Here is a 21,973-nt window from a genome sequence, read left to right as displayed (position 1 = left end):
TCATGATAGCCACCTGACCGAGGCTTCCCAGGGCGATCCTCCAGCGCGCGAGTGAGCCATTCCGACCAACCGGACGACGCCGACGGCCCTGGTAGCGCCCGCCGGGTGGCGGTAGCGTTCCGGCGGGCGGACTTTTCGTTACGGGCGAACGGAAAGGAGGCGTGGTCGGCGTGCACGAACCGAAGGTGACGGAATTCGCGACCACCGATCCGGAACAGGCGTGTGCTCTGCTCGCCGAGGCGTACCGGGACAATCGCCTGCGGGTCCGGGGCAGCGTCGAGAGCTACCGTTTCGAGCACCACCGCTGTGATCTCGGGGATGTGCATTTCGACTTCCTGCACAACACGCTGACCACGGAGGTCGTCGTCCAGCCGTTGGGCAGGGTGGTGCTGTTGCGGGTGCTGGGCGGTGAACAGGAGCTCGACGACGGGGTCAGCGACCGCAGGCTCGGCCCGGGGGACGTGTTCGTCGGCCCGCATCCTGGCCGCGAGTACCGGACGGGGCTGCACGGCGCGCGGCTGCAGATCACCGGGATCGACCTCTCGCTGTTCGGCGGAATCGACCCGGAACCCGTGGTGGAGCGGTTGTGCTACGAGCCGGTGAGCCCGGAGAAGGCTCGGCGATGGAGCCGGACGGTCGACTACATGACCGCCTTGTTCACCGATCCGGACGTGGAGAACGGCCCGCTGGTACTCGGCGCGGCGGGCAGGCTGATGGCCGCCATGGCACTGGACACCTTCACCACGGGCAGGGGCGAAGAGCGCCCGGGCGACCGCCGCGACGCCGTCCCGGAAACGGTGCGCCGCGCGGTCGCCTTCCTGGAGGCGAATCCGGACCTCGACCTCGGGGTCGCCGACATCGCGCGGGCCTGCCGGGTCTCGGTGCGGGCCCTGCAACTGGCGTTCCGGCGGCATCTGGACACCACGCCCATGGCCTACCTGCGCCGGATCCGGCTCGACCTGGCCAGAGCGGACCTCCGTGCCGCCGCGCCCGGCGACGGCACGACGGTGACGGGTGTCGCGGCGAAGTGGGGTTTCCTGGACGGAAGCCGGTTCAGCGCGCAGTACCGCGCGGCGTTCGGCGAACCGCCCAGCCACACCCTGCGGAATCCGTGAAGGTTCGTTTTCGTCGGTGCCGGTATGCGTTTCCGGCGCTAGACCCGGCTGTCCGGACCCTGTTCCATAAGCGTGGCACCAGTATCGCCCAGACCCCGCTTACTGGTGTGTCGCGATCCCGTCGTACATCACCCGGCGGACCGCCCGGCTCATCGCGGCCTGCCGCTCCGGTGAAGGATCGCGCAGTTCGGACAGCACCGACGCGAGGATCATCCCGTTGATCGCGCGGGCGGTGGAGTCCACGTCCAGGTCCTCGTGCAGATACCCGAGGCGGACGCCGTGGTGCAGATAGCCCGCGGTCAGCTCGGCGGCGGTCTCGTAGAAGTCCAGCACCCGTTCCCGCATCTCGGCGTCGATACCCGCCGCCTCGAGCAGGAGGAACCGGGCCATCCGCGGGTCGCTGCCGAAGATCCGGGCGAGCGCGTCGCCGATCCGCGCGCTCTGCTTGCGGTACTCGGCCAGGCTGTTGACCGCGTCCGGCGCGTTGTCCGCGGCCAGCGCGCCGACCACCTTCTCGACCAGGTCCGTGATGACGTGGTCGACGATGTCCCGCTTGTTCTGGAAGTACCGGTAGAAGGTGCCGTGCCCGATGCCGAGCCGGGCGGCGATGTCGGCGATGCCGGTCGCGTGGTAGCCCCGTTCGGCGAAGCAGTCGAACGCGGTCTCCACGATCTCGCGCCGTAGTTCCTGCTTCTTCCGTGCGGCCCTGCTGACCGGGATCTCCGTCGTCATTCCGCCAGCTTATTGCCTGACGCGTTCAAATGACATACCGTTCCGGAAATGACACGTCATTCCGCGAGAGCGCTGGTGCTCGGTTGCGGCGGGACCTTGGGGTTCGCCTGGACGGCCGCGGTCCTCGACGCGCTGCACGCCGAGGCCGGCTGGGATCCGCGAGAGGCGGACGTCCTGGTCGGCACGTCGGTGGGGGCCGAAGCGGCGGCCATGCTCGGGGCGGGCATCCCGGCGAAAGCGATCCTCGACGCGGTGGCGGGCGCGCCCGGCGGCGACGCCGTCGTCGCCGCGCACGTCCGGCGGGCACCGGGCAGGCTTCCGCCGGTCCCGTCCCCGCGCTGGCCGGCGGCCGGATTGGTGCGGGCAGCATTGCGCCGGGACGTCGACACGCTCGCCGGTCTCGCGGGTCTCCTGCCCCGGGGCCGGGGCGACGCGACTTGGCTTCGCGAGCTCGGGGACGCGCTGGCGCCCGGTGGCTGGGTCCCGCATCCCGCGACCTGGCTGATGGCCGCGGACCTGACGGGGAAGCGGATCGCGCTCGGCTCCCCGGACGCGCCGCCCGCCGGGCTCGGTGAGGCGATCGCCGCGTCGTGGGCCATCCCCGGCTGGTTCCCACCGTCCGTTGTGGACGGACGACCGTTGCTCGACGGCGGCACGGTCTCCCCGACCTCGGCCGATCTCCTGCTCGGTCACGACGTCGGCGAGGTCGTGCTGATCGCGCCGATGAGCAGCGAGGGCGGCGCACCGGCCCGCGGTGCGGCCCGGCTGGAACGGCTGCTGCGGACGGCGATGACCAGGCGGGTCGACGACGAGGCGCGACGGCTGCGCGCGGCCGGTGTCCGAGTGGTGCGGATCGAGCCGGGGCCCGCCGATCTCGCCGCCATGGGCGCGAACTTCATGGACGGACGGCGCCGGGAGCACGTGCTCGCCACGGCGTCGAGGACGGCGCCCGGCCTGGTCGCCGAAGCCTTCGAACGAGAAGGAGTACGCGCATGACCAAGTACCCGCGGCTCGACCTCGCTCGCGCGCACGTGGCGATCACCGGTGCGGGGCAGGGCATCGGCCGCGCGACCGCGGAACGCATGGCCGCCCTCGGCGCCCGCGTGTCCATCGGCGACCTCGACCTCGAAGCCGCGAAACGGACCGCCGCCGACATCGGCGGTACCGCGCATCATCTGGACGTCGCCGATCCGGCGTCGTTCGCCACGTTCCTCGGCGAGGCGGAACAGGCGAACGGACCGCTCGCGGTGCTCGTCAACAACGCCGGGATCATGCCGAACGGGGGCTTCCTCGATCTTTCCGACGCGCTGAACCGGGCGACCATGGAGGTCAACGTCTTCGGCGTCGTCCACGGCATGCGCCTGGCGCTGCCCGGCATGCTGGAACGCGGGCGCGGGCACATCGTCAACGTCGCGTCGCTGGCCGGGAAGTTCCCGGTGAAAGGGCTGGCGATCTACAACGCCAGCAAGTTCGCCGTCGTCGGGCTGACCGCGGCGACCCGGCTGGAGTACGCGCCGCACGGAGTGAGCATCTCGGCCGTGCTGCCGTCGGCGGTCGACACCGCGCTCGCGTCCGGGCTCGACATGCGGCCGATCCCGAAGGTGAAACCGGGCCGGATCGCCGACGCCGTGGTGGATTCCGTCCGCACCCGGGCCGCGGAGATCGCCGTGCCCGGTTACGTCGGCGCGCTCGCCACCCTCGCGGCCGTGACCCCCGAACCGGCGCTCAACGCGTTCCGGCGGCTGATACGGGACGACCGGGCCCTGCGCCCCGATTCACCCGAGCGGGACGGCTACCGCGCCCGCCTCGACCAGGACACCCACCGGGAGGAAAACGCATGACCACGCAGTACGACGCCGTCGTCGTGGGGGCCGGGTTCGGCGGGATGGGCGCGGCGATCCAGCTCAACCGGCTCGGCTACGACAACCTGCTCATCCTCGAACGCGAGTCCGACCTCGGCGGCACCTGGCATGTGAACCGCTATCCCGGGCTGGCCGTCGACATCCCGTCGGCCACCTACTCGTACTCGTTCGAGCCGAATCCACACTGGTCGCGGCTCTTCGCGCCGGGCGCGGAGCTCAAGCGGTACGCCGAGCACGTCGCGGACAAGTACCGGCTGCGGCGCTACATGCGGTTCGGCTCGGTGGTCACCGGCGCGGTCTGGGACGAGGCGGACGCGCACTGGAAGGTCTCGCTCGCCGACGGCGACCCGGTCACCGCCAAGTACCTCCTCACCGCCACGGGATTCCTTTCCCAGCCGAAGAAACCCGACATCGCCGGGATCGACACCTTCGGCGGCAAGGTCATCCACACCACCGCCTGGGACGACGAGTACGACCTCGCGGGCAAACGGGTCGCGGTGATCGGCACCGGCGCGACCGCGGTCCAGCTGATCCCCGAGATCGCGAAGGTCGCGCGGGACCTCACTGTGTACCAGCGGACGCCGATCTGGGTGAGCCCCAAACTGGATTTCCCGGTGCCGAAGGCGGTCCGGCGCGCGTTCGCCGCGCTCCCGTTCACCCAGCGGGCCGCCCGGCTGACCGGGACCGCGCTGCTGGAACTGATGATGGTCTCCGGTGTGCTGCACTACAAGCAGCTGCCGATGGCGAACCGGCTCGGCAAGCTGTGGTGCCAGGCGCATCTGTGCCGTCAGGTGCGGGATCCGGGGCTGCGCGCGGAACTGACGCCGCGTTATTCGTTCGGCTGCAAGCGCCCGACGTTCTCCAACGAGTACTACCCGGCCTTCACCAAGGACCACGTGCACCTGGAGACGACGTCGATCGCGAAGATCGACGAGCGCGGCATCGAGACCGCGGACGGGCGGCGGCGGGACATCGACGTCCTGGTGCTGGCGACCGGATTCGACCTGTGGGAGGCGAACTTCCCGGCGATCGAGATCATCGGGCGCGACGGCCGGGATCTCGGGAAGTGGTGGCGGGAGAACCGTTTCCAGGCCTACGAGGGCGTCGCGATCCCGAAGTTCCCCAACTTCATTTCGCTCAACAGCCCGTATTCCTACTCGGGACTGTCCTATTTCACCACCATCGAGACCCAGATGCGGCATATGGACCGGCTCTTCGGCGCGATGCGGCGGCGTGGCGCGACGGAGTTCGAGGTGACGCAGGAGGCGAACGACGCGTTCCTCGACCGGATGACCGAACGCCTCGGCGACTCGATCTTCACGCTCGGGAACTGCGCTCCGGCGAACAGCTACTACTTCAACCCGCACGGGGAGGCGACCCTGCTGCGGCCGTCGTCCACGCTGAACGCGATCAAGGAGGCGCAGAGCTTCCCCATCGAGGACTACACGTTCGCCTAGTGGGCGAGGGTGCCGGGACCCCGCGCGGTCCCGGCACCCTTGGCGCTTACTGCTTGCGGAGCCGCAGCGTGACGGCCGTGCCCGCGGCGGCGAGGAAGACCGCGCCGAGCGCGTACGGCCACCACGGCACGTCGGTGTCGCCCACCGGGGCGGCACCGTAACCACCGGCGGCGCCGGTGCGGTCGTACGTCGAGCCGGGCAGCTTGTCGCCGTAGCGGCTCTGCAGGGCTTCGCGGTAGGCGGCGAGCGACATCTTCTCGCCGGTCTTCGCCACCGACGAGCCGTCGAGGACGGTCACGGTGTCCCCGTCGACGGCGTACCAGGCACCCGCCTGAGGTTCGCTCAGAAGGTAGCCCTTGCCGACCTGCGCCGCGAGGCGCTTCTCAACGTCACCCGAGGCGACGTTGTAGACCGACCAGCCCGAGCCCTCACGCTGCGACCACACGGTCGCGGCGTCACCGTTGCCCAGGGTCGCCGGAGTGGCGACGTAGGCGAGTTCGGCCGGGACGGTGGAGGTGCCGGCGATGAAGGCGGCCGTCGGCTGGTAGACCGCCACCGGTGTCCGCGGATCGGCCTTGGCGGTCTTGGCCGCGAGGGCCGTGTCCGCCTTGGCGGCGCCGGGGAACTGCGCCTTGGCGAGCCGCTGGGTGGTCGCGTCGCTGGTGACCACTGTGGACACCGCGGCGAGGTCGGCGGCGGTGGGCGCGCCGCTGGGGGCGTCGGCCGCGGAGGACTGGCCGCCGAGCGCCAGCGACAGTCCGAGGGCGAGGATCGTGGCGCCGAGGAAGGTTCGCTTCATGGTTTCAGTCCTTGATCCCGTAGACGGTGTGGGTCCAGGTGAACGAGTTGTTGGACCGGTAGGCGTTGTAGCTCATCTGGTTGTAACGGGGGCTCGAGCCCCACGGGTCGCCGTAGTACACCGTCGTCGCGCCATTGGTGTTGTCGTAGCCGTAGAGCACGTGCATGTGGCCGCCGCCGTTGCGCCAGCCGATCCGCGTGCCGATCGGCTGCCGCGCGTCGACCTGGCTCTTGATGGAGGCGAAGCTCAGCGTCTGCCCCGAGGAGCTGTAGGTGCCGACGTTGCTGAACCCGAGCCAGCGGAACACGCGCTGCTGATCGCTCAGGTAGCCCTGGTTGTTCGCGCAGTCCGAACCGGACTCGTTGTGCGCGACCTGGCAGAACTTCGTCTGCGTGAGGGAGTGGCCCCACCAGGCGGCGATCGTGTTGCCACTGGCGTCCCAGCACCAGTTGCTCTTCTCCTGGGCCTGCATCTTGATCGGGATCGTGGTGGCCGCCGTGATGGCGGGTGCCGCGGTGGCGGGCGCCTGCAGGGCGACCAGCGCGGCGACACCGGCGCAGGCCGTGGCCAGCCCGCGCCTGAACGAGGTTTTCACCGTCGGAACACTCCTAACTGGATGGTCGAACGCGAAGCAAGCGCGGCGGCCACCCGTAAGGGACAGGTGGGGACTTCGGCTACCCGACTGGGTGGCAGACCGGCGCGTGCGGGGGAGTTGCGCTGTGGCGAGGTAACAGAGGGGCACTGCGAACAGTCTGAGATTCACCCTCCGGTGGGACTCCTGGCAAGGTTCGCGGCAATACCTAAGGGTCCGTATTGCCGATGCGGGGGTCGGTGTCACCGCAGGTCGTCGTCGCCCGATCGAGTTAACAGTGCGGTGAAGTCGTGACTCCGGTGGTGTGGACCAGCGGAAAGCGCGCGGCTCGTGGTCACTGTTCGTGTTCCCGCCTTTCGGCGGGTGTCCGCTCGGTATGGTCCCGAGCATGCCGACGATCGGTACGGCACCGGTGTTCGTGGCCCGCGACACCGAATTGGCCGAACTGGTGCGCGTCGCCTCGCGCCCGCCGTCGGTCGCCGTCGTCGAGGGCGAACCGGGGGTGGGCCGGAGCCGGCTGCTCGAAGAACTGGCCGCCCATCCCGTGCTCGCCTCGCGTGTGGTGTGGTCCGCCCGCTGCGGTTCGTTCTCCCGGCCTTGCCGTCTGGCACCGTTGGTCGACGCGCTGCTCGAGAAGAGCGCCGTGGCCGCCGCCCACGCGGCAGGCTTCTCCCCGGTGACCGGTGTCCTGCGGCGGCTCGTTCCCGAATGGTCGCCGTGGCTGCCGCCGTTCCCGGAGAACGCGGACGCGGAGACCGTCCGGCAGCAGGAGTTCCGGGCCGTACGGGAGGTGCTGACCGGCTGCGGCCCGGCGGTACTGATACTCGACGACGTCCACTGCGCGGACGACGACACCTGGGAGTTCCTGCGCGGGCTCGCGGCTTCCCCGGCGGCGGCGCTGAGCGTGGTGGTCAGCGCGACGGCGGGCGGGCCGCGGCGATTCCCGCCGTTGCGCGAGACGGCCGCGCATCTCTCGCTCACGGCGTTCACCGCCGTCCAGGTGCGGACGTTGCTGGACGCCTCCTTCGGTCGCTGCGCGCCGGATTTCGCCGAAGCGGCGCACCGGCGGACGTCCGGGATCGCCGTCGACCTGACGGCGTTGGTCCAGAGCGTCGGCGACACGGCCGAAGCGCTTTCGGCCGACAGACTGGCGTCGGCGACCGTGCCGCCGATCGTGCGGAGCCGGGTTTCCGGGCTGATGGCGGCCATCGGGCCGGCCGCCCGGGATGTCGTCCGCGCGGCCGCGGTGCTGGGCGCGCCCGCCGGGGAGCCGGAGCTGAGCGCGGTCGCGGCGTGCGCGGAGATCGAGGGCGCGGTCACCGAAGCCGTGGAAGCGGGCCTGCTGCGGGATCTCGGCCGAGGTCGCTATGTCTCGGGGAGCCCGCTGATCGCCGAAGCCGTCTACGCGTTGCTCCCCGGGCCTCAGCGCTGCGCGATGCACGCACGCGCCGCCGCCCGGCTCTCCGCGGACGCCGAACCCTTCGCGTCGCTCATCGCCCGTCACGCGCGGCTGGCGGGCGACATCGCCGCGTGGACACAGTGGACCGGCGTCGCGGTCGACAACGCCATCGAGGACGGACGGACCGAAGAAGCGAGCCGCCTGCTCGAAACGGCGCTGCGGGACGCGGACCTGCCGAGGAACGCGCGCGAATCGTTCGCCGTCCGGCTCGGCAGGGAACTGCCGCGCAGTATCGCGCACGCCGGCACGGTGCGGCTGTTGCGGGAGATCTTGCGTGAGTGGCCGCTGAGCAAGGCCGCGCGGGGCGAGATCCGGGTCCACCTCGGACAGGTGCTGATCAACCAGGTGGGCAAGGTCGAAGCGGGCAGGCTCGAGATCGAACTGGGCGCGGCCGACCTCGGCAGACGCCAGGCGCTGCTCGCCAGGGGGCTGGTGACGTTGGCGCTGCCGCATATCGGGACCGTCCCGGTCGAAGAGAACCTCCGCTGGCTCGACGAGGCCGAGCAGGTCAGCAAGGGGGAACACGACGCCGGGCTGCTCGCCGCGATCGCCGCCAACCGGCTTTCGGCACGGATGCAGGTCGCCGATCCCGAAGCCTGGGAGGACATCGCGGATCTGCCGCGGGCCCCGGAGTCGGCGGAGGTCTGCCGTCAAGTGGCCCGCACCTACATCAACCTGGCCGACGCGGTGGCGTGGAACGGGCACTATCCGGTCGCGCGGGCCTACCTCGCGACCGCGCGGCGGCTGATCCGCGACGACCACCAGCCCTATCTCGACGCGCTCGCCGACGGCACGGAGTTGCGGTTGGATCTGGCGATGGGGGAGTGGGCGAGCGTCGCGGAGAAGGCGCGCGCGATGCTGACGCGGGTCGACAAGGACAGTTCGCTGGCGGCCGAGCCGCTGCTGGTGCTCGGCTGGTACGAGTACGGGCAGCACCGGCCGACCGCGGCCCTGCGCAATTTCGACGCGGCGTTCGCGCTGTCCGCGGGCAGTGTCCCGGTGCAGGCTTCGGCGTACGCGGGGCGGGTGGCCGTCCATCAGGCGGGCAAGGATCTGCAAGCCGCCCGGCGCCTCGCCGAATTCGGCCTGGAAACCGTGCGCCGCAAGAACAACTGGGTCTGGGCGGCCGAGTTGATGCCGTTCGCCGTGCGCACCATGATCGGGCTGGGGCAGCACGTCGAGGCGCGAGAGCTGCTGGCGGAGTACCGCCAAGGCATCGACGGCAAGGACGCGCCGGTCGCCAACGCGTCGGCGCTGCTGTGCCGGGGCATGCTCACGCAGGCGCGTGGCGAGACATTGGCCGCCGGTGAACTGCTACTGGGCGCCGCGCAGGCCTACAGCGCCTTGCCACTCCCGTATTTCGCCGCCTACGCCGACGAACTCGCCGCCGGATGTTTTTCCGAAGCCGGGGTGCGGGAGCGTGCCGTCGCTTCCTTCACCACCGCGGAGACGACGTACGCGAGCCTCGGTGCCGCCGTGGACGCGCTGCGCTGCCGTCGTTCGTTGCGCCGCTGCGATCCGGAGATGCCCCGGCGCGGGCGCAAGGGTTACGGCGAAGCGTTGTCCCCGAGGGAGCTCGAAGTCGCCCGGCTCGCCGCCCAGAACCTGACGAACCGGGAGATCGGGGAGCGGCTGTTCCTCTCACCGAGGACGGTCGAGATCCACGTCGGACGAGCACTGCGCAAATTGGGATTGCCTTCGCGTACCGTCCTGACCGCTGATCTGCTCAGCGACATTCCCTAAGGGCACGTACTCGGCGATTCGCTGGGTACAAGGTGAGAAACCGCAGGTCAGAGGCGGTTTCTTTAAATAGTGGGGCGCGGTCCGTATTCCACTATTGTTCCGCTTCCGCCGTCGATCGATGGTTGTCGGGCAGTTCGCGATTTCCCGGAAAGGAAGCACCGTGAGCAGAAAACGGATCTTAGGCGTGGTCGCCCTGACCCTGGCCGCGCTGGCACCGGCGGCGGGTCTCGCCGGTGCGGAACCGGCCGACACCCTTCGCGCCATTTCCCCGACCGACGCCGCGCCCTTGCCGACGGGAGGCGTCCACGGCCAGAGCATCGGCGGCTCGCCCGCGTCGGTCAAGGACTACCCGTATGTCATCGCCGCCCTGCGGGAAGGCGGTTCGAGGCCGAAGGGCCAGAGCTGTTCCGGTTCCGTCATCGCGCCGCGGAAGGTCCTCGTCGCGGCCCACTGCAAGGAGCTGGCAGGCGAGAAGAGTGTCCTTTATGGACTCGACGATCTGAAGAGCGCGGGCGGCACCCAGCTGAAGGCCGTCGACTACAAGACACATCCCAAATTCACCCAGCCCTGGTACGGCTACGACGTCGCGGTGATCACCGTCGACGGTGACATCCCGGTGCCGCCCGGCGGCTACGCGAAGGTCGCCACCTCCGCCGACACCGGTCTGGAGACACCCGGCAAGGACGGGTTCAGCCTCGGCTACGGCAAGAAGGACATCAACGACTCCACCCAGGACGTCACGCTGCACAAGCTGACCCTGCCGATCGTGAACGCGAGCCAGTGCACCGGCGTGGAGAACGGCGTCGACCCGAAGACGATGATCTGCGCGGGCTACTCCGATGGCCGCAAGACCATCCTCCCCGGCGACAGCGGTGGCCCGTTCGTCGTCAACGGGAAGGTCACCGGCCTCGCTTCCTGGAGCCGCAGCGATTTCCGCTGGTACAGCGTCTACAGCAGGCTCAACAACGACATGGGGGACTGGGTCGCCGAACAGATCGGCGGCGAGCAGCCGGGTGACGCCTTCACGCTCGCGGCTTCGCCGTCGTCGGTGAAGGTCCTGCCGGGCAAGTACGTGTCGGCGAGCGTCACGAGCAAACCGGGCAAGAACGGCGCCGAGGACATCACGCTTTCCGCGTCCGGATTGCCCGAGGGCGCCAAGGCCACCTTCCAGCCCGCGACGATCAAGGCGGGCGAGGTCGCCAAGCTGACCATCGAGACCGCCGCCGGAACCCCGGAAAAGGCCTACCAGGTCACGATTTCCGGCAAGGGGACCACCGACACGGCCACCGCGGGGCTCTCGCTCACCGTCGGCGCGGGCGAACCTCCCGCCGGTGATTTGAAGGTGACCGTGAACCCGTCTTCCGGGTCGGGCCGCGTGGGCACGCTCGTGAGCGCCACCGTCACCGCGACCGGCGGCACCGGTTCGATCACGTTCTCCGCCAGTGGTCCCGGGCTGCCGCTCAGCCCCATGTTCTGGCCGCAGAGCGTTTCGAGCGGCGGCAGTTCGACCATGCAGGTCTTCGCGCCGTACAAGGCCGGCACGTACCCGGTCACGGTGACCGCGAAGGACGGCGGCGGCAAGACCGCGACCACCACGTACACCCTCACCGTCCAGTGACCTTCGCCGAAACAGAGGTGATTTCCCATGCGTGACAAGACGAAAACGCTACTGGCGCTCGGGCTGCTGAGCCCGCTGCTCGCACTCGGCGCCGGATCGGCCGTCGCCGCCGAAGCCGAAGGCACGGTGATCCCGGCCAAGGAGCACTACGGCGACCAGTACATCGTCGTCCTCCACGACGTCGCGGCGGCCGGACAGACGGCGTCCGCCGATCTGGCCGAACGATATGGCGGGGAGGTCCGTTCGGTCTGGACAGCGGCTCTCCGCGGGTTCTCGGCCAAGGGCATGACCGCGGCCGAGGCGCGCAAACTGGCCGCGGACCCGTCGGTCAAGGCGGTGTACGAAGACGGCACCGCCCGCGGCACCGGCACCCAGCAGAACCCGACCTGGGGACTGGACCGCGTCGACCAGAAGAGCCTTCCGCTCGACAAGGCCTATAACTATCCCAACGACGGCGCGGGTGTCACCGCGTACGACCTCGACAGCGGCATCAACCCGTCGAACCCGGAGTACGAAGGCCGCGCCAGCCTCGGCAAGGACTTCATGGGCGGGGACGGCTCCGACTGCCACGGGCACGGCAGCCACACCGCGGGCACGATCGGCAGCAAGACCTACGGCGTCGCGAAGAAGGTCAAGATCGTCGGGCTGAAGGTGCTGGGCTGCAACAACTCCGGACCGGACTCGGGCATCATCGACGCCGTCGACTGGGTGACGGCCAACGCGAAGAAGCCCGCCGTGGCGAACATGAGCCTGACCATGGACGCCCCCGGTGTCGGGGACGACGCGGTGAAGCGGTCGATCGCGTCGGGCGTCGTGTACGGGGTGGCGGCGGGCAACGCCTCCACCGACGCGTGCAACACGAGCCCGGCCCGGGTGCCCGAGGCGATCACGGTCAACGCCTCGGACTCCGCCGACAACCGGTCTTCGTTCTCCAACTACGGAAGCTGCACGGACATCTTCGCGCCCGGCACGAACATCACGTCGCTGAGCCCGAGCAGCGGCGGCTCCGCGGGGATGAGCGGGACGTCCATGGCGACGCCGCACGTCGTCGGCGCGGCCGCGCTCTACCTGTCGGCCAACCCGGGAGCCACGCCGCAACAGGTGCGGGACGCGCTGGTGAACGGCGCGACCGCGGGGGTCATCAAGAACGCGGGCAGTGGATCGCCGAACAAGCTGCTGAACGTGTCGTTCATCGGCAGCGGCGGCCCCGGCCCGAACTGCGGGGCCAAGTCGAACACCACGCCGGTGTCCATTCCGGACGCCGGGGCGGCCGTGACCAGTTCCGTGACCCAGGAAGGCTGTGACGGCAAGGCTTCCGCGTCGTTGTCGGTCAAGGTGGACGTTTCGCACACTTACAGCGCCGACCTCGTGCTCGACCTGATCGGGCCGAGCGGCAAGGCATACCGCCTCAAGAACCCGGGCGGTGTCGGCTCGGCCGAGGGTGTGCACCAGACCTTCACCGTCGACGCCTCCGGCGAAACGGCCAACGGCACCTGGAAGCTGAGCGCCCAGGACGTCTACCGGTTCGACACCGGCAGCGTCGACGGGTTCACCGTCACGTTCTGAAATCACTGAGACTCGCCGGCAGGGGCGGGGAGGGAACCATCGGCGGGGTCGCTTTCGGCGGCCCCGCCGATGTCACGGCTGAACCTGGCGTGCAGGAGCAACGCGACGGCCAGTGTGGCCGCCGCACCGATCAGGAACACGCCGGTGGGCCACGGCTGCAGGACCATCAGGCAGCCGGAGGCGACGGCGGGCGGATGCACCACCCGGAAGAGCAGCATGGCGCCGAATCCGGTGGCCGCCGCGACCGCGACGGCCACCGGACCGGGCGGCAGCGCGAACGCGGCGAGGACCCCGGCCACCACGGCGAGTGCGTGGCCGCCGAAGACCGTGACCGGCCGGGCGGACGGGAGCACCGGATTGGCCAGCACCAGGGCGAGGCTGGCGGCGAGCGGTGCCGACGCCGCCGGCCCGACACCGGAGCCCATCCCCGCGGCGGCCACTCCGCCCGCGCCCGCCGCGGTCAACAGGATCGGCGACGCGTGTCTCACCGGGACACCTCGGGGAAGTCGAGGTCGGGCTCGGCCACGTGGTTGAAGTAGTTGGACAGCACGTTGAGCGCGATATGCGCGACCACCTCGGCGACCTGCGCGTCGGTGACGCCGTCGGCGCGGGCTTCGGCCAGCCGCTCGTCGGGGACGCGGCCGCGGTGGGCCATGACGGCGTCCGCCAGCCGGAGCACCGCGCGGGTGTGCGGGTCGGGGCTTTCCGCCTCGCGGGCCTGGTCCAGTTCCTCGGCGGGGATGCGCATCTTCTCGCCGCGGAAGGTGTGCGCGGCGAGGCAGTAGCCGCATTCGTTGCGCTGTGCGGTGAACAGCGCGAGCAACTCGCGCTCGCGTGCGGTCAGTTCGCCGCGTGTGAGGGCGTCGCGCAAGGCGAGATAGCCGCTCAGCGCCGCCGGGCCGTTGGCCATCGCGGCGTAGAGGTTGGGCACCCGGCCGAGCTGGGCACGGACGTCGGTCAGCAACGGATGCTCGGTGAGCTGGGGGATGCGGGGCACGATCGCTCCAAACGGTACAGGTCTGTTCCGAGTTGGACGGTACCGATCTGTACCGTCTGCGGTCAACCAATTCGGTACAGAGTGGTACTGTTTCGCCCGTGGGAACCCGAGCGCGCGAGCGGCTGCTGAGCACGGCCGAAGAGCTGTTCTACGCCGAAGGCATCCGCGCGGTCGGCATCGATCGCATCCTCGAGGAGTCCGGCGTCGGCAAGGCGTCGCTCTATCGGCATTTCCCGAGCAAGGACGCGCTGGTCGAAGCCGTGCTGCGGGAACGGGACCGCACCTGGCGGCACTGGCTCTCCAGCACGGTCGACGGCTACCGTCTCGCTCCGGAGGACCGGATCCTGGCGGTCTTCGACGCCCTCTTCGAACGCTTCTCCCGCAAGGACTTCCGCGGCTGCGCCTTCATCAACACCATGGTCGAGACGGCGGATCCGGCGAGCCCCGTGCACGCCGTGGCGGCCGAGCACAAGGCGGCGCTGACCGAATACCTGGCCGGTCTGCTCGCCGACGCGGGCCGGGTCGATGTGGGGGAACTCGCCGCGCAGCTCGTTTTGATCGTGGACGGTGCGATCGTGACCGCGGTGCGCGAGAACGCGCCGGATGCGGCTGCTCGGGGTAAGGCGATCGCTGCCGCTTTGTTGCGCTGAGCGCTTGCTGCGGTTTGGGGTTCGGCGCTTGGGCTCTTGCCGATATTCGGCGAGATCTTGCGTACGCGGGAAGGCGGTCGCCGCCTCGCTGTGTTGAGCGGCCGCGGCTCGGGGGTTTCCAATGTCGAGTTTGGGTCGCTGGTCGCCGGGCCTGTTGTTGCCGAATTTCGGCGAGATCGCGCCGGACGCGGTAGGTGATCGCCGTCTTGCTGTGCGCCTGGGGTGGCCGGGCTTGAGGGTTCCCAATGTCGCGTTTGGGTCGCTGAGTGTCTCTGATGCGACATTGGGAACCCTGGTCGCGGGTAGATCGCTGGCCTGTTCTCGCCGAATTTCGGCGACACCGCATCGGACGCGCAAAACGGATCCCCGCCGGGCTGGGCAAGCCGCGGCTCAGTGCGCCAATGTGGCATTGGGGCCGTCGAGTGTCCCCAATGCCACATTCGGGGCCTTGATCGACGCAGACCCGATCTCGCCGAAATTCGGCGACACCGCGTCGCCGAGCCCGAGCATCCGCCGAACCACCCTCGGCCCACTGTCCCCAACACAAAGCCACCCTTGACATCAGGTAAGCCCACCCTTAGTTTCCCCCTATAACTTTCCCAAAGGGGGGCGACATGCCGAACATCGGTGGCCGCCCGGCCATGGTCGCGGTGGACGACATCGTGCGGGCCGGTCGCGAGCTCGGGATGCGCGGGCTCAGTGTCAAGGCGGTCGCGGTCCGGCTGGGGGTGACCGCGACCGCCCTCTATCGCCACGTCGAAAGCCGGTGGGGGTTGGAGCGGCTGGTCGGCGAGAGCATCCTGGCCGAGCTGCGGCTCCGGGACGATCCGCGGCACGACCTCGAACGACACCTGTTGTCCTTCGCCCAGCAAATGCGGGCGTTCATGCTGGAGCACCCGGGCCTCGCCGGCTATCTGCAGCTGCTGTTTCCGCGCGGGGACGGCGGTCAGCGCTTGCTGAACATCGAGGTCGACGCCCTCGTCCGCCGGGGTTACGAGCCCGGCGCGGCGATCGTGCTCAGCGGCGCGGTCGCGTCGATGACCATCGCGATGACCGCGTCCGAGGAGAACAGCGCGGCCGCCGAGGAGGCCGACGGCGACGGGCTGGACCGCGAGCGGGAGGCGGTTCGCGACCGGCTGTCCCGCGACGACCGGCTCGCCGAACCGTCCGCCGCGTTGCCGCAGGTGCCGCGGCCCGAGTACGTGCGGCTGCTGCTGACCGCGTCGATCCGTGGGCTGATCGGGTCCTGCCCGCCGGGCAGGCCGGTCGCCGAGATGGTGGCCGATCTGGCCGCCACGGGGGAGGGGCTGTGATGGCGCGCGGATTCCAGGGCGCGGTGATGCGCGGTTTCGGGGCCAGAGACCACGAAGCGACCGTCGTCGAGACGGAAGAGATCACGCCGAAATTCGTGCGGGTGCGGTTCGTTTCGCCGACGCTGTTCGAGGACGTCGTCGTGGAGCCGGCGGCCTGGCTCCGGTTCTGGTTCCCGGATCCGGAAGGCGGCACGACGGAGTTCCAGCGCGCGTACACGCTCACCGAGGCCGACCCGGAAGCCGGCACGTTCGCGATCGACGTCGTCCTGCACGAGCCCGCCGGTCCGGCGTCGCGCTGGCTGCGTGACGCGCGCCCGGGTGCGAAGGTTCCGGTGATGTCACTGGGTTCCTCGTCCTTCTCGGTCCCCGCCGAACCTCCCGTCGGTTACCTGCTGATCGGCGACTCCGCCTCGATCCCGGCGATCAACGCGATCCTCGAGGTGATCCCGGCCGACCTCCCGATCGAGCTGTACCTCGAAGAGCACGACGAGACCGACCGGCTGATCCCGCTGGGCGGACACCCGCGGCTGACCGTGCACTGGGTGCCGCGCCTGGACGCGACTTCGCTGGCCGCGGCGATCAAGACGCGCGACTGGTCGGACTGGCAGGCGTGGATCGCGACGGAAGCCGGTTCGTTCAAACACCTGAAGACGCGTTTGCGTGAGGCGTTCGGCTTCCCCAAGTCCGAGGTGCACGGCCGCGCGTATTGGTACTACGGCCGGGCCATGGGTGCTTTCCGCGGGGAAAAGGAAGAGCCGGCCGCCGAAGTCCCGAAGCCCGTCGCAGCGGCGCCGAAGGGGGCATGGCGGGCACAGGCGGCCGGACGACTGCTCGCGCCGGTGCGGCGGACACTGATCTTCGCCGGGATCCTGCAGGCCGTCGTGACGCTGATCGGTCTCGCTCCCTTCGTCCTGCTGGTGGAATTGGTCCGGCGGATGCTCGCGGGCGGCGAATCGTTGTGGGCGCTCGGTGTCTCGGCGCTGGTCCTGCTCGGCGTCGGCACCCTGCTGGAGTCCGCGGTCGTGCTCTGGCTGCACGCGGCCGACGCGCGGTTCGCCCGCGACCTGCGTCAGCGCCTGCTGGGCAAACTCGGGCGCCTGCCGCTGGGCTGGTTCACCGCGCGGGGTTCGGGCACGGTCGCGAAACTCGTGCAGGGCGACACGCTCTCGCTCCACTACCTGGTCACGCACGCCGTCCCCGACGCGGTGGCGGCCGTCGTCGCGCCGGTCGCGGTGCTGGGGTACCTGTTCGCGGTGGACTGGCGGCTCGCTCTCGTCCTGCTCGTCCCGATCCTCGTCTACCTCGTCACCACGTCGATCATGGTCGTCCAATCGGGACCCAAGACCGGCCAGGCGATGCGCTGGGCGGAGCGGATGGCAGGCGAGGCGGGCGCGTATCTGGAAGGGCAGCCGGTGATCCGCGTGTTCGGCGGCGCCGCGGCTTCGTCGTTCCGGCGGCGGCTCGACGAGTACCTCGGTTTCCTCGGCGACTGGCAGCGCCCGTTCACCGGCAAGAAGACCATGCTGGACTTCGCCACCCGGCCCGCCACCTTCCTGCTCCTGATCACCGGCACCGGCACGCTGATGGTGGTCGGCGGCAGTATGGAGCCGGTGACACTGATCCCGTTCCTGGTGCTGGGCACCACTTTCGGCGCGCGGCTGCTGGGCATCGGTTACGGCCTCGGCGGCGTTCGCGAGGGAATGCTGGCCGCACGGCGGATCCAGGTCGTGCTCGACGAACCTGAACTGTCCACAGTGGAGCTTGCGGCAAACGAAAGCGTCGAGCCGGGCGCTGTGGAACTGGACGGGGTGAGCTTCGCCTACCGCTCCGGCGTTCCCGTGCTGGAGAACGTTTCCCTGACCTTGCGTCCCGGCACGGTGACCGCGCTGGTCGGACCGTCGGGAGCGGGCAAGTCGACCCTCGCCGCACTCGTCGCGCGGTTCCACGACGTCACCGAGGGAGCGATCCGGGTCGGCGGCCGGGACGTCCGCGCGTTCGCCGCCGACGAACTCTACGGCCGCGTGGGATTCGTGTTCCAGGATCCGCAACTCGTCCAGGGGACGGTGCGGGAGAACATCGCCCTGGCCGTTCCGGACGCCACCGAAGAGCACGTCCTCGCCGCGGCCCGGGACGCGCAGATCCACGAGCGGATCCTCCGGCTGCCCCAGGGATATGACACCGTCCTGGATGCAGGTTCCCAGCTGTCCGGCGGTGAACGCCAACGGGTGGCCATCGCTCGTGCGATCCTCGCCGACGCCCCTGTCCTCGTCCTCGACGAGGCGACCGCCTTCGCCGATCCCGAGTCGGAGTATCTCGTGCAGCAAGCACTCGACCGGCTCACCGCGGGCCGCACCGTCCTGGTCATCGCCCATCGCCTGCACACGATCACCGGCGCCGACCGAATCGTCGTCCTCGACCGCGGGCGGATCGCGGAAAGCGGTACCCACGAAGAACTTCTCGCCTCGGATGGGCGCTACGCCCGCTTGTGGCGGGCCGGTGCCGGTGCGGGGGTGACCGCGTGATCCGCACGTTGCCGGACCTGATCCCCGAGACGAAACGCCCGGCCTTCCGGCGCTATGTCGTGCTAGCCGTGCTTTCGGTGCTCTTGCGTGCCACCGGTGTCGTCCTGCTGGTGCCGTTGGTGGGTGCCTTGTTCGGCGCGGAGCCTTCGGACGCGCTGCCCTGGCTCGGTGCGCTCGCGGCCGTCACCGCGGCTGGCTGGGCGATCGACGCCGTCGTGGGGCGGCTCGGCTTCGAACTCGGCTTCGGGGTGCTGGACCACGCCCAGCACGACGTCGCCGAGCGGCTGACGGACGTCCGGCTGTCCTGGTTGGACGGTGAACACACCCAGACCGCCCGGCAGGCCATCGCCGCCACCGGTCCCGACCTCGTCGGCCTGGTCGGGTACCTGCTCACCCCGCTCATCGGCGCGGTCCTCCTGCCGATCGCGATCGCGCTGGCCCTGCTGCCGATCGCCTGGCCGCTCGGTGTCGCCGCGCTGGCCGGGGTCCCGGTGCTGCTGGGCGCGCTGTGGGCGACCGGCCGGATCACCCGCCGTGCCGACCGGGCGACGGCGGAGGCGAACACCACGCTGACCGAACGGATCGTCGAGTTCGCCCGCACCCAGCAGACGTTGCGGGCCGCCCGCCGCGTCGAACCCGCGCGCAGTCACGCCGGCGCCGCGCTCACCGCGCACCACGGCGCGACCGTCCGGTTGCTCCGCCTGCAGATCCCGGGGCAGGTGCTGTTCGGCGTCGCCGGTCAACTGGCGCTGGTCCTGCTCGCGGGGACGACGGTCCTGCTCGCCACACGAGGCGAGCTGAGCGTGCCCGAGGCCGTCGCGCTGATCGTCGTGATCGCCCGGTACCTCGAACCGTTCACCGCGCTCGGGGATCTCGCGCCCGGTATCGAAACCGCCACCACCACGCTCGGCCGCATCCGCACCGTCCTCACCGCGCCCGTGGCCCCGGCCGGGGAATGGCCCGCACCGGCCGAAGCACCGCAGATCCGGTTCGAGAAGGTCGGTTTCCGCTACTCGCCGGACACCGAGCACGTGCTGGAGGACTTCGACGTCACCCTGGAACCGGGGACGACGACCGCGATCGTCGGGCCGTCCGGCTCGGGCAAGAGCACCGTGCTCGCGCTGCTCGCCGGTCTGCACCAGCCTACGAGCGGTCGGGTGCTCGCCGACGGCGAGGATGTCGCGGAATTCCGCCGGGATCTCGTCACCTTCGTCTTCCAGCAGCCGTATCTCTTCGAGGGATCGGTGCGGGACAACGTGCTCGCCGGGGATCCCACGGCGAGCGACGAGCGGGTCGCCGAGGTCGTCGGGCTCGCCAGAGTCGGCGAACTGCTGGAACACACGGCCGTCGGCGAGGCGGGCACCGCCCTCTCCGGCGGCGAGCGGCAGCGGGTGTCCATCGCCCGCGCGTTGCTCAAACCCGCGCCCGTGCTGCTCGTCGATGAGGCGACCAGCGCACTGGACACCGAGAACGAGGACGCCGTGGTCCGCTCGCTCAGCGCCGATCCCGTGCCGAGGACGCGGGTGATCGTCACCCACCGGATCGCCGGGATCCGGCACGCCGACCGGGTGCTCTTCCTCGAGGACGGACGGATCGCCGAATCGGGCACGGTCGAAGAACTCCTTGCGGCGCAAGGACGTTTCGCCGAGTTCTGGCGGCGGCAGCTCGACGCCACCGGCTGGAGGATCACCGCGGGATGATCCACACCCAAGGCGAGCCCGAATGGGTCGTCACCCGTGACGGCAGACGGCTCTACGCGATGGTGCACCCGGGACCCGAGGGCTTCACCGGGCCGAAGGTCGTGTTCGAAGCGGGCGCGGCCGCCACTCGGTCGTCCTGGGCGGCGGTCCAGCCGGAGGTCGGCCGCCACACCCGCGCGATCGCCTACGACCGCTCCGGGCTCGGCCGCAGCGCCCCCGACCCCGGCGGCCGCACGCTGCGCCGGATGGCCGACGACCTCAACGACGTCCTCGACCATTTCGGCCCGGGGCCGTACATCCTCGCCGGGCACAGCGCGGGCGGGCCGATCGTGCGGCAGGCCGCCGCCCGCCGTCCGGAGCGGATCGCCGGACTGGTGCTGGTCGACCCGACCGATGAAGCGGCCGAAGTACTCTTCGGCCGGGCCTTTCGCACCGGTGAACGCGTCGCGGTCGGGGTCAGCGCCGCGCTCGCGCGGCTGGGCCTGCTCAAGGTCGTCTTCCGCGGTCTGCTGCGGGACATCCCGGACGACGTCCGCCGCGACCTCGAACGAGAGGCGTTCACCGTCGGGACGACACGGACCCACCGGGAGCAGGCCCGCACCTTCCTCGACGAACTGGCCCTCTGGCGGCACGAACCACCGGTGCTCGGGGACATCCCGCTCACGGTCGTGTCCGGCGGCCTCGGCGGAGGCGGGATGTCCGGTGCGATGAGAGCGCGGGCGAACGCGTCCCACGCCCATCGGGTGACCCTTTCGCCCGCAGGCAGGCACGTGATCGCGGAGCGGTCCGGTCACTACGTGCCGAAGACCGAACCCGAGGTGATCGTCCGCGAGATCCTCAGGATGACGTGAGCGCCCGCCGCAGGTCTTCATAGGTCGGGGCGAGCGTCCGGAGCGTCGCGGCGGCCCGTGCGTCGTCCTCGACGACGAGGTCGTACTGCAGGGAGCCGATCAGCCGCGCCTGCGTGGTGAGGACGGCTGCCGCGGCTTCGTGGCCGACCCGGCGCAGGCAGGTCGCGGCGTCGTTCGTCCGCCGGGCGCCGAGGCGTACGACGAAGTGGACGAGCAGCCCACGCAGTTCCGGGTCGGGTCCTCCTTCGATCCGGGCGGCGAGCGCGAGGGCGGCGTCGCCGTTGCCCACCGTGCCGGGCGGGAGTCCGGTGTCCGTTTCGCCGCCGAGCCGCCTGATCGCCCGGGGGAGCGCCGCGACGATCGCGGCTTCTTCCGAGACGGCGGTGTGCCGCGCGAAACGCGTCCGCATCGTGTGCGGTTTGCCGTAGGCGACGGTTTCGGCGAGCCAGGCGGCGGCGAAATCCGCCCGCGGGATCCGCGCGTACGGATATCCCTGCGGGTCGTGGGCGGTGACGGACTCGTCGTCCGCGGCGAGCGCGACCAGGAAATGGTCCGCGCCGATCGGTCCGGTCATTCCCGGCTGGTGGCGCAGGTGCCCCATTTCGACCGGGCCGATCAGGACCGGTCCGTCGGAAAGGCTTTCGACGAGCCGGGCGAACGCGGTGTCCGGATCCGGTTCGCTCGTCGTTTCCGCGCTCCAGCCGAGGGCGTCGAGCGCTTCGCCGATGCCGAGATCGGGATCCCAGCCGAAGGCGTCGAAAAACGGCAGCGTTCCGCCGACCGACTGCATGCCGAAGGGGCTGCCGGTCACGGTTTCGAGCACGTCGGGGCCGGGAGCTTCCGCGCCGAGCAGCATCGCGAGGGAATGGGTATAGCAATAGGGGCCGGAGCCGCGATAAGGAATTTCGATCACGCGTTCGACGATGCCGGATTTCGCGCCGAAACGCCACCCTCGCCTTTGTCCGTTGTGGACGGTGTTTCATCACCCGTCCGGGGG

The 21,973-nt window shown here is 70.3% G+C and carries 18 protein-coding genes; 12 read left to right on the top strand and 6 right to left on the bottom strand.

Going from position 1 to position 21,973, the window contains the following annotated elements; genetic code table 11:
- The first annotated feature begins 170 nt into the window (after nt 1-170).
- Nucleotides 171-1,115, top strand: a complete 945-nt coding sequence (locus DMC64_RS29295; RefSeq protein WP_125736132.1) for an AraC family transcriptional regulator — start codon at nt 171-173, stop codon at nt 1,113-1,115.
- A 99-nt stretch (nt 1,116-1,214) separates the two neighbouring features.
- Here DMC64_RS29295 and DMC64_RS29290 read toward each other — a convergent pair whose 3' ends face one another.
- Nucleotides 1,215-1,847: a TetR/AcrR family transcriptional regulator gene (locus DMC64_RS29290; RefSeq protein WP_037339640.1), complete on the bottom strand. Its 633-nt coding sequence runs from the start codon at nt 1,845-1,847 to the stop codon at nt 1,215-1,217.
- A gap of 48 nt (nt 1,848-1,895) precedes the next feature.
- Between DMC64_RS29290 and DMC64_RS29285 the strand changes: the two genes are divergently transcribed.
- From DMC64_RS29285 to DMC64_RS29275, 3 genes are read left to right on the top strand one after another with little or no spacing between them, the layout of a single operon-like run.
- Nucleotides 1,896-2,843, top strand: coding sequence for a patatin-like phospholipase family protein (locus DMC64_RS29285; RefSeq protein ID WP_233629857.1), 948 nt, complete (start codon nt 1,896-1,898; stop codon nt 2,841-2,843).
- The gene (locus DMC64_RS29280; protein ID WP_125736131.1) at nt 2,840-3,688 is read left to right on the top strand and encodes an SDR family oxidoreductase; all 849 of its coding nucleotides are present in this window, start codon (nt 2,840-2,842) and stop codon (nt 3,686-3,688) included. Before DMC64_RS29285 ends, DMC64_RS29280 begins: the two co-directional genes overlap by 4 nt.
- A complete protein-coding gene (locus DMC64_RS29275; RefSeq protein ID WP_125736130.1) occupies nt 3,685-5,166 on the top strand; it encodes an NAD(P)/FAD-dependent oxidoreductase in 1,482 nt (493 codons plus the stop codon). The genes DMC64_RS29280 and DMC64_RS29275 overlap by 4 nt, the downstream gene beginning before the upstream one ends.
- Nucleotides 5,167-5,212: 46 nt before the next feature.
- On the opposite strand, the gene DMC64_RS29270 is transcribed toward DMC64_RS29275, so the two are convergent.
- A complete protein-coding gene (locus DMC64_RS29270) occupies nt 5,213-5,965 on the bottom strand; it encodes a hypothetical protein (protein ID WP_125736129.1) in 753 nt (250 codons plus the stop codon).
- Nucleotides 5,966-5,969: 4 nt separating this feature from the next.
- Nucleotides 5,970-6,560: a papain-like cysteine protease family protein gene (locus DMC64_RS29265; RefSeq protein ID WP_125736128.1), complete on the bottom strand. Its 591-nt coding sequence runs from the start codon at nt 6,558-6,560 to the stop codon at nt 5,970-5,972.
- Between the two features lie 385 nt (nt 6,561-6,945).
- Between DMC64_RS29265 and DMC64_RS29260 the strand changes: the two genes are divergently transcribed.
- The 3 genes from DMC64_RS29260 (at nt 6,946) to DMC64_RS29250 (ending at nt 12,943) form a co-directional block, all read left to right on the top strand.
- Entirely contained in the window at nt 6,946-9,759 is a 2,814-nt protein-coding gene (locus tag DMC64_RS29260) for a LuxR C-terminal-related transcriptional regulator (protein ID WP_233629856.1), read from the top strand.
- Nucleotides 9,760-9,919: 160 nt separating this feature from the next.
- Nucleotides 9,920-11,377, top strand: a complete 1,458-nt coding sequence (locus DMC64_RS29255) for a serine protease (protein ID WP_125736126.1) — start codon at nt 9,920-9,922, stop codon at nt 11,375-11,377.
- A gap of 27 nt (nt 11,378-11,404) precedes the next feature.
- Nucleotides 11,405-12,943 carry a S8 family serine peptidase gene (locus tag DMC64_RS29250; RefSeq protein ID WP_125736125.1) on the top strand — a complete coding sequence of 513 codons (1,539 nt, stop codon included), beginning with the start codon at nt 11,405-11,407 and terminating at the stop codon, nt 12,941-12,943.
- A 2-nt stretch (nt 12,944-12,945) separates the two neighbouring features.
- Here DMC64_RS29250 and DMC64_RS29245 read toward each other — a convergent pair whose 3' ends face one another.
- Both DMC64_RS29245 and DMC64_RS29240 read right to left on the bottom strand, forming a co-directional pair.
- The gene (locus DMC64_RS29245; RefSeq protein ID WP_125736124.1) at nt 12,946-13,431 is read right to left on the bottom strand and encodes an HPP family protein; all 486 of its coding nucleotides are present in this window, start codon (nt 13,429-13,431) and stop codon (nt 12,946-12,948) included.
- The gene (locus DMC64_RS29240; RefSeq protein WP_199755134.1) at nt 13,428-13,940 is read right to left on the bottom strand and encodes a carboxymuconolactone decarboxylase family protein; all 513 of its coding nucleotides are present in this window, start codon (nt 13,938-13,940) and stop codon (nt 13,428-13,430) included. The genes DMC64_RS29245 and DMC64_RS29240 overlap by 4 nt, the downstream gene beginning before the upstream one ends.
- A gap of 98 nt (nt 13,941-14,038) precedes the next feature.
- Between DMC64_RS29240 and DMC64_RS29235 the strand changes: the two genes are divergently transcribed.
- The 5 genes from DMC64_RS29235 (at nt 14,039) to DMC64_RS29215 (ending at nt 20,976) form a co-directional block, all read left to right on the top strand.
- Complete coding sequence (locus tag DMC64_RS29235; RefSeq protein ID WP_125736123.1) at nt 14,039-14,590, top strand: TetR/AcrR family transcriptional regulator; 552 nt, start codon at nt 14,039-14,041, stop codon at nt 14,588-14,590.
- Between the two features lie 614 nt (nt 14,591-15,204).
- Entirely contained in the window at nt 15,205-15,903 is a 699-nt protein-coding gene (locus DMC64_RS29230; protein WP_125736122.1) for a TetR/AcrR family transcriptional regulator, read from the top strand.
- Complete coding sequence (locus DMC64_RS29225; protein WP_125736121.1) at nt 15,903-18,425, top strand: ABC transporter ATP-binding protein/permease; 2,523 nt, start codon at nt 15,903-15,905, stop codon at nt 18,423-18,425. The genes DMC64_RS29230 and DMC64_RS29225 overlap by 1 nt, the downstream gene beginning before the upstream one ends.
- Complete coding sequence (locus DMC64_RS29220) at nt 18,422-20,125, top strand: ABC transporter ATP-binding protein (protein WP_125736120.1); 1,704 nt, start codon at nt 18,422-18,424, stop codon at nt 20,123-20,125. Before DMC64_RS29225 ends, DMC64_RS29220 begins: the two co-directional genes overlap by 4 nt.
- Entirely contained in the window at nt 20,122-20,976 is an 855-nt protein-coding gene (locus DMC64_RS29215; protein WP_125736119.1) for an alpha/beta fold hydrolase, read from the top strand. Before DMC64_RS29220 ends, DMC64_RS29215 begins: the two co-directional genes overlap by 4 nt.
- Here DMC64_RS29215 and DMC64_RS29210 read toward each other — a convergent pair.
- Nucleotides 20,963-21,889: a hypothetical protein gene (locus tag DMC64_RS29210; protein ID WP_233629855.1), complete on the bottom strand. Its 927-nt coding sequence runs from the start codon at nt 21,887-21,889 to the stop codon at nt 20,963-20,965. The two genes, DMC64_RS29215 and DMC64_RS29210, sit on opposite strands and share 14 nt — an antisense overlap.
- Between the last annotated feature and the right edge of the window lie 84 nt (nt 21,890-21,973).

The sequence above is a fragment of the Amycolatopsis sp. WAC 04197 genome, assembly GCF_003947475.1.
GTDB lineage: Bacteria > Actinomycetota > Actinomycetes > Mycobacteriales > Pseudonocardiaceae > Amycolatopsis > Amycolatopsis japonica.
Note: the sequence above shows the minus strand (reverse complement) of the source record. Positions and strands in the feature narration are given on the sequence as shown.

What these genes read in the sequence shown, in the direction of transcription:
- DMC64_RS29230 (WP_125736122.1), top strand. Translation starts at nt 15,205, where the DNA reads ATGCCGAACATCGGTGGCCGCCCGGCCATGGTCGCGGTGGACGACATC.
- DMC64_RS29280 (WP_125736131.1), top strand. Translation starts at nt 2,840, where the DNA reads ATGACCAAGTACCCGCGGCTCGACCTCGCTCGCGCGCACGTGGCGATC.
- DMC64_RS29290 (WP_037339640.1), bottom strand. Translation starts at nt 1,847, where the DNA reads ATGACGACGGAGATCCCGGTCAGCAGGGCCGCACGGAAGAAGCAGGAA.
- DMC64_RS29225 (WP_125736121.1), top strand. Translation starts at nt 15,903, where the DNA reads ATGGCGCGCGGATTCCAGGGCGCGGTGATGCGCGGTTTCGGGGCCAGA.
- DMC64_RS29270 (WP_125736129.1), bottom strand. Translation starts at nt 5,965, where the DNA reads ATGAAGCGAACCTTCCTCGGCGCCACGATCCTCGCCCTCGGACTGTCG.
- DMC64_RS29285 (WP_233629857.1), top strand. Translation starts at nt 1,896, where the DNA reads ATGACACGTCATTCCGCGAGAGCGCTGGTGCTCGGTTGCGGCGGGACC.
- DMC64_RS29250 (WP_125736125.1), top strand. Translation starts at nt 11,405, where the DNA reads ATGCGTGACAAGACGAAAACGCTACTGGCGCTCGGGCTGCTGAGCCCG.
- DMC64_RS29260 (WP_233629856.1), top strand. Translation starts at nt 6,946, where the DNA reads ATGCCGACGATCGGTACGGCACCGGTGTTCGTGGCCCGCGACACCGAA.
- DMC64_RS29215 (WP_125736119.1), top strand. Translation starts at nt 20,122, where the DNA reads ATGATCCACACCCAAGGCGAGCCCGAATGGGTCGTCACCCGTGACGGC.
- DMC64_RS29275 (WP_125736130.1), top strand. Translation starts at nt 3,685, where the DNA reads ATGACCACGCAGTACGACGCCGTCGTCGTGGGGGCCGGGTTCGGCGGG.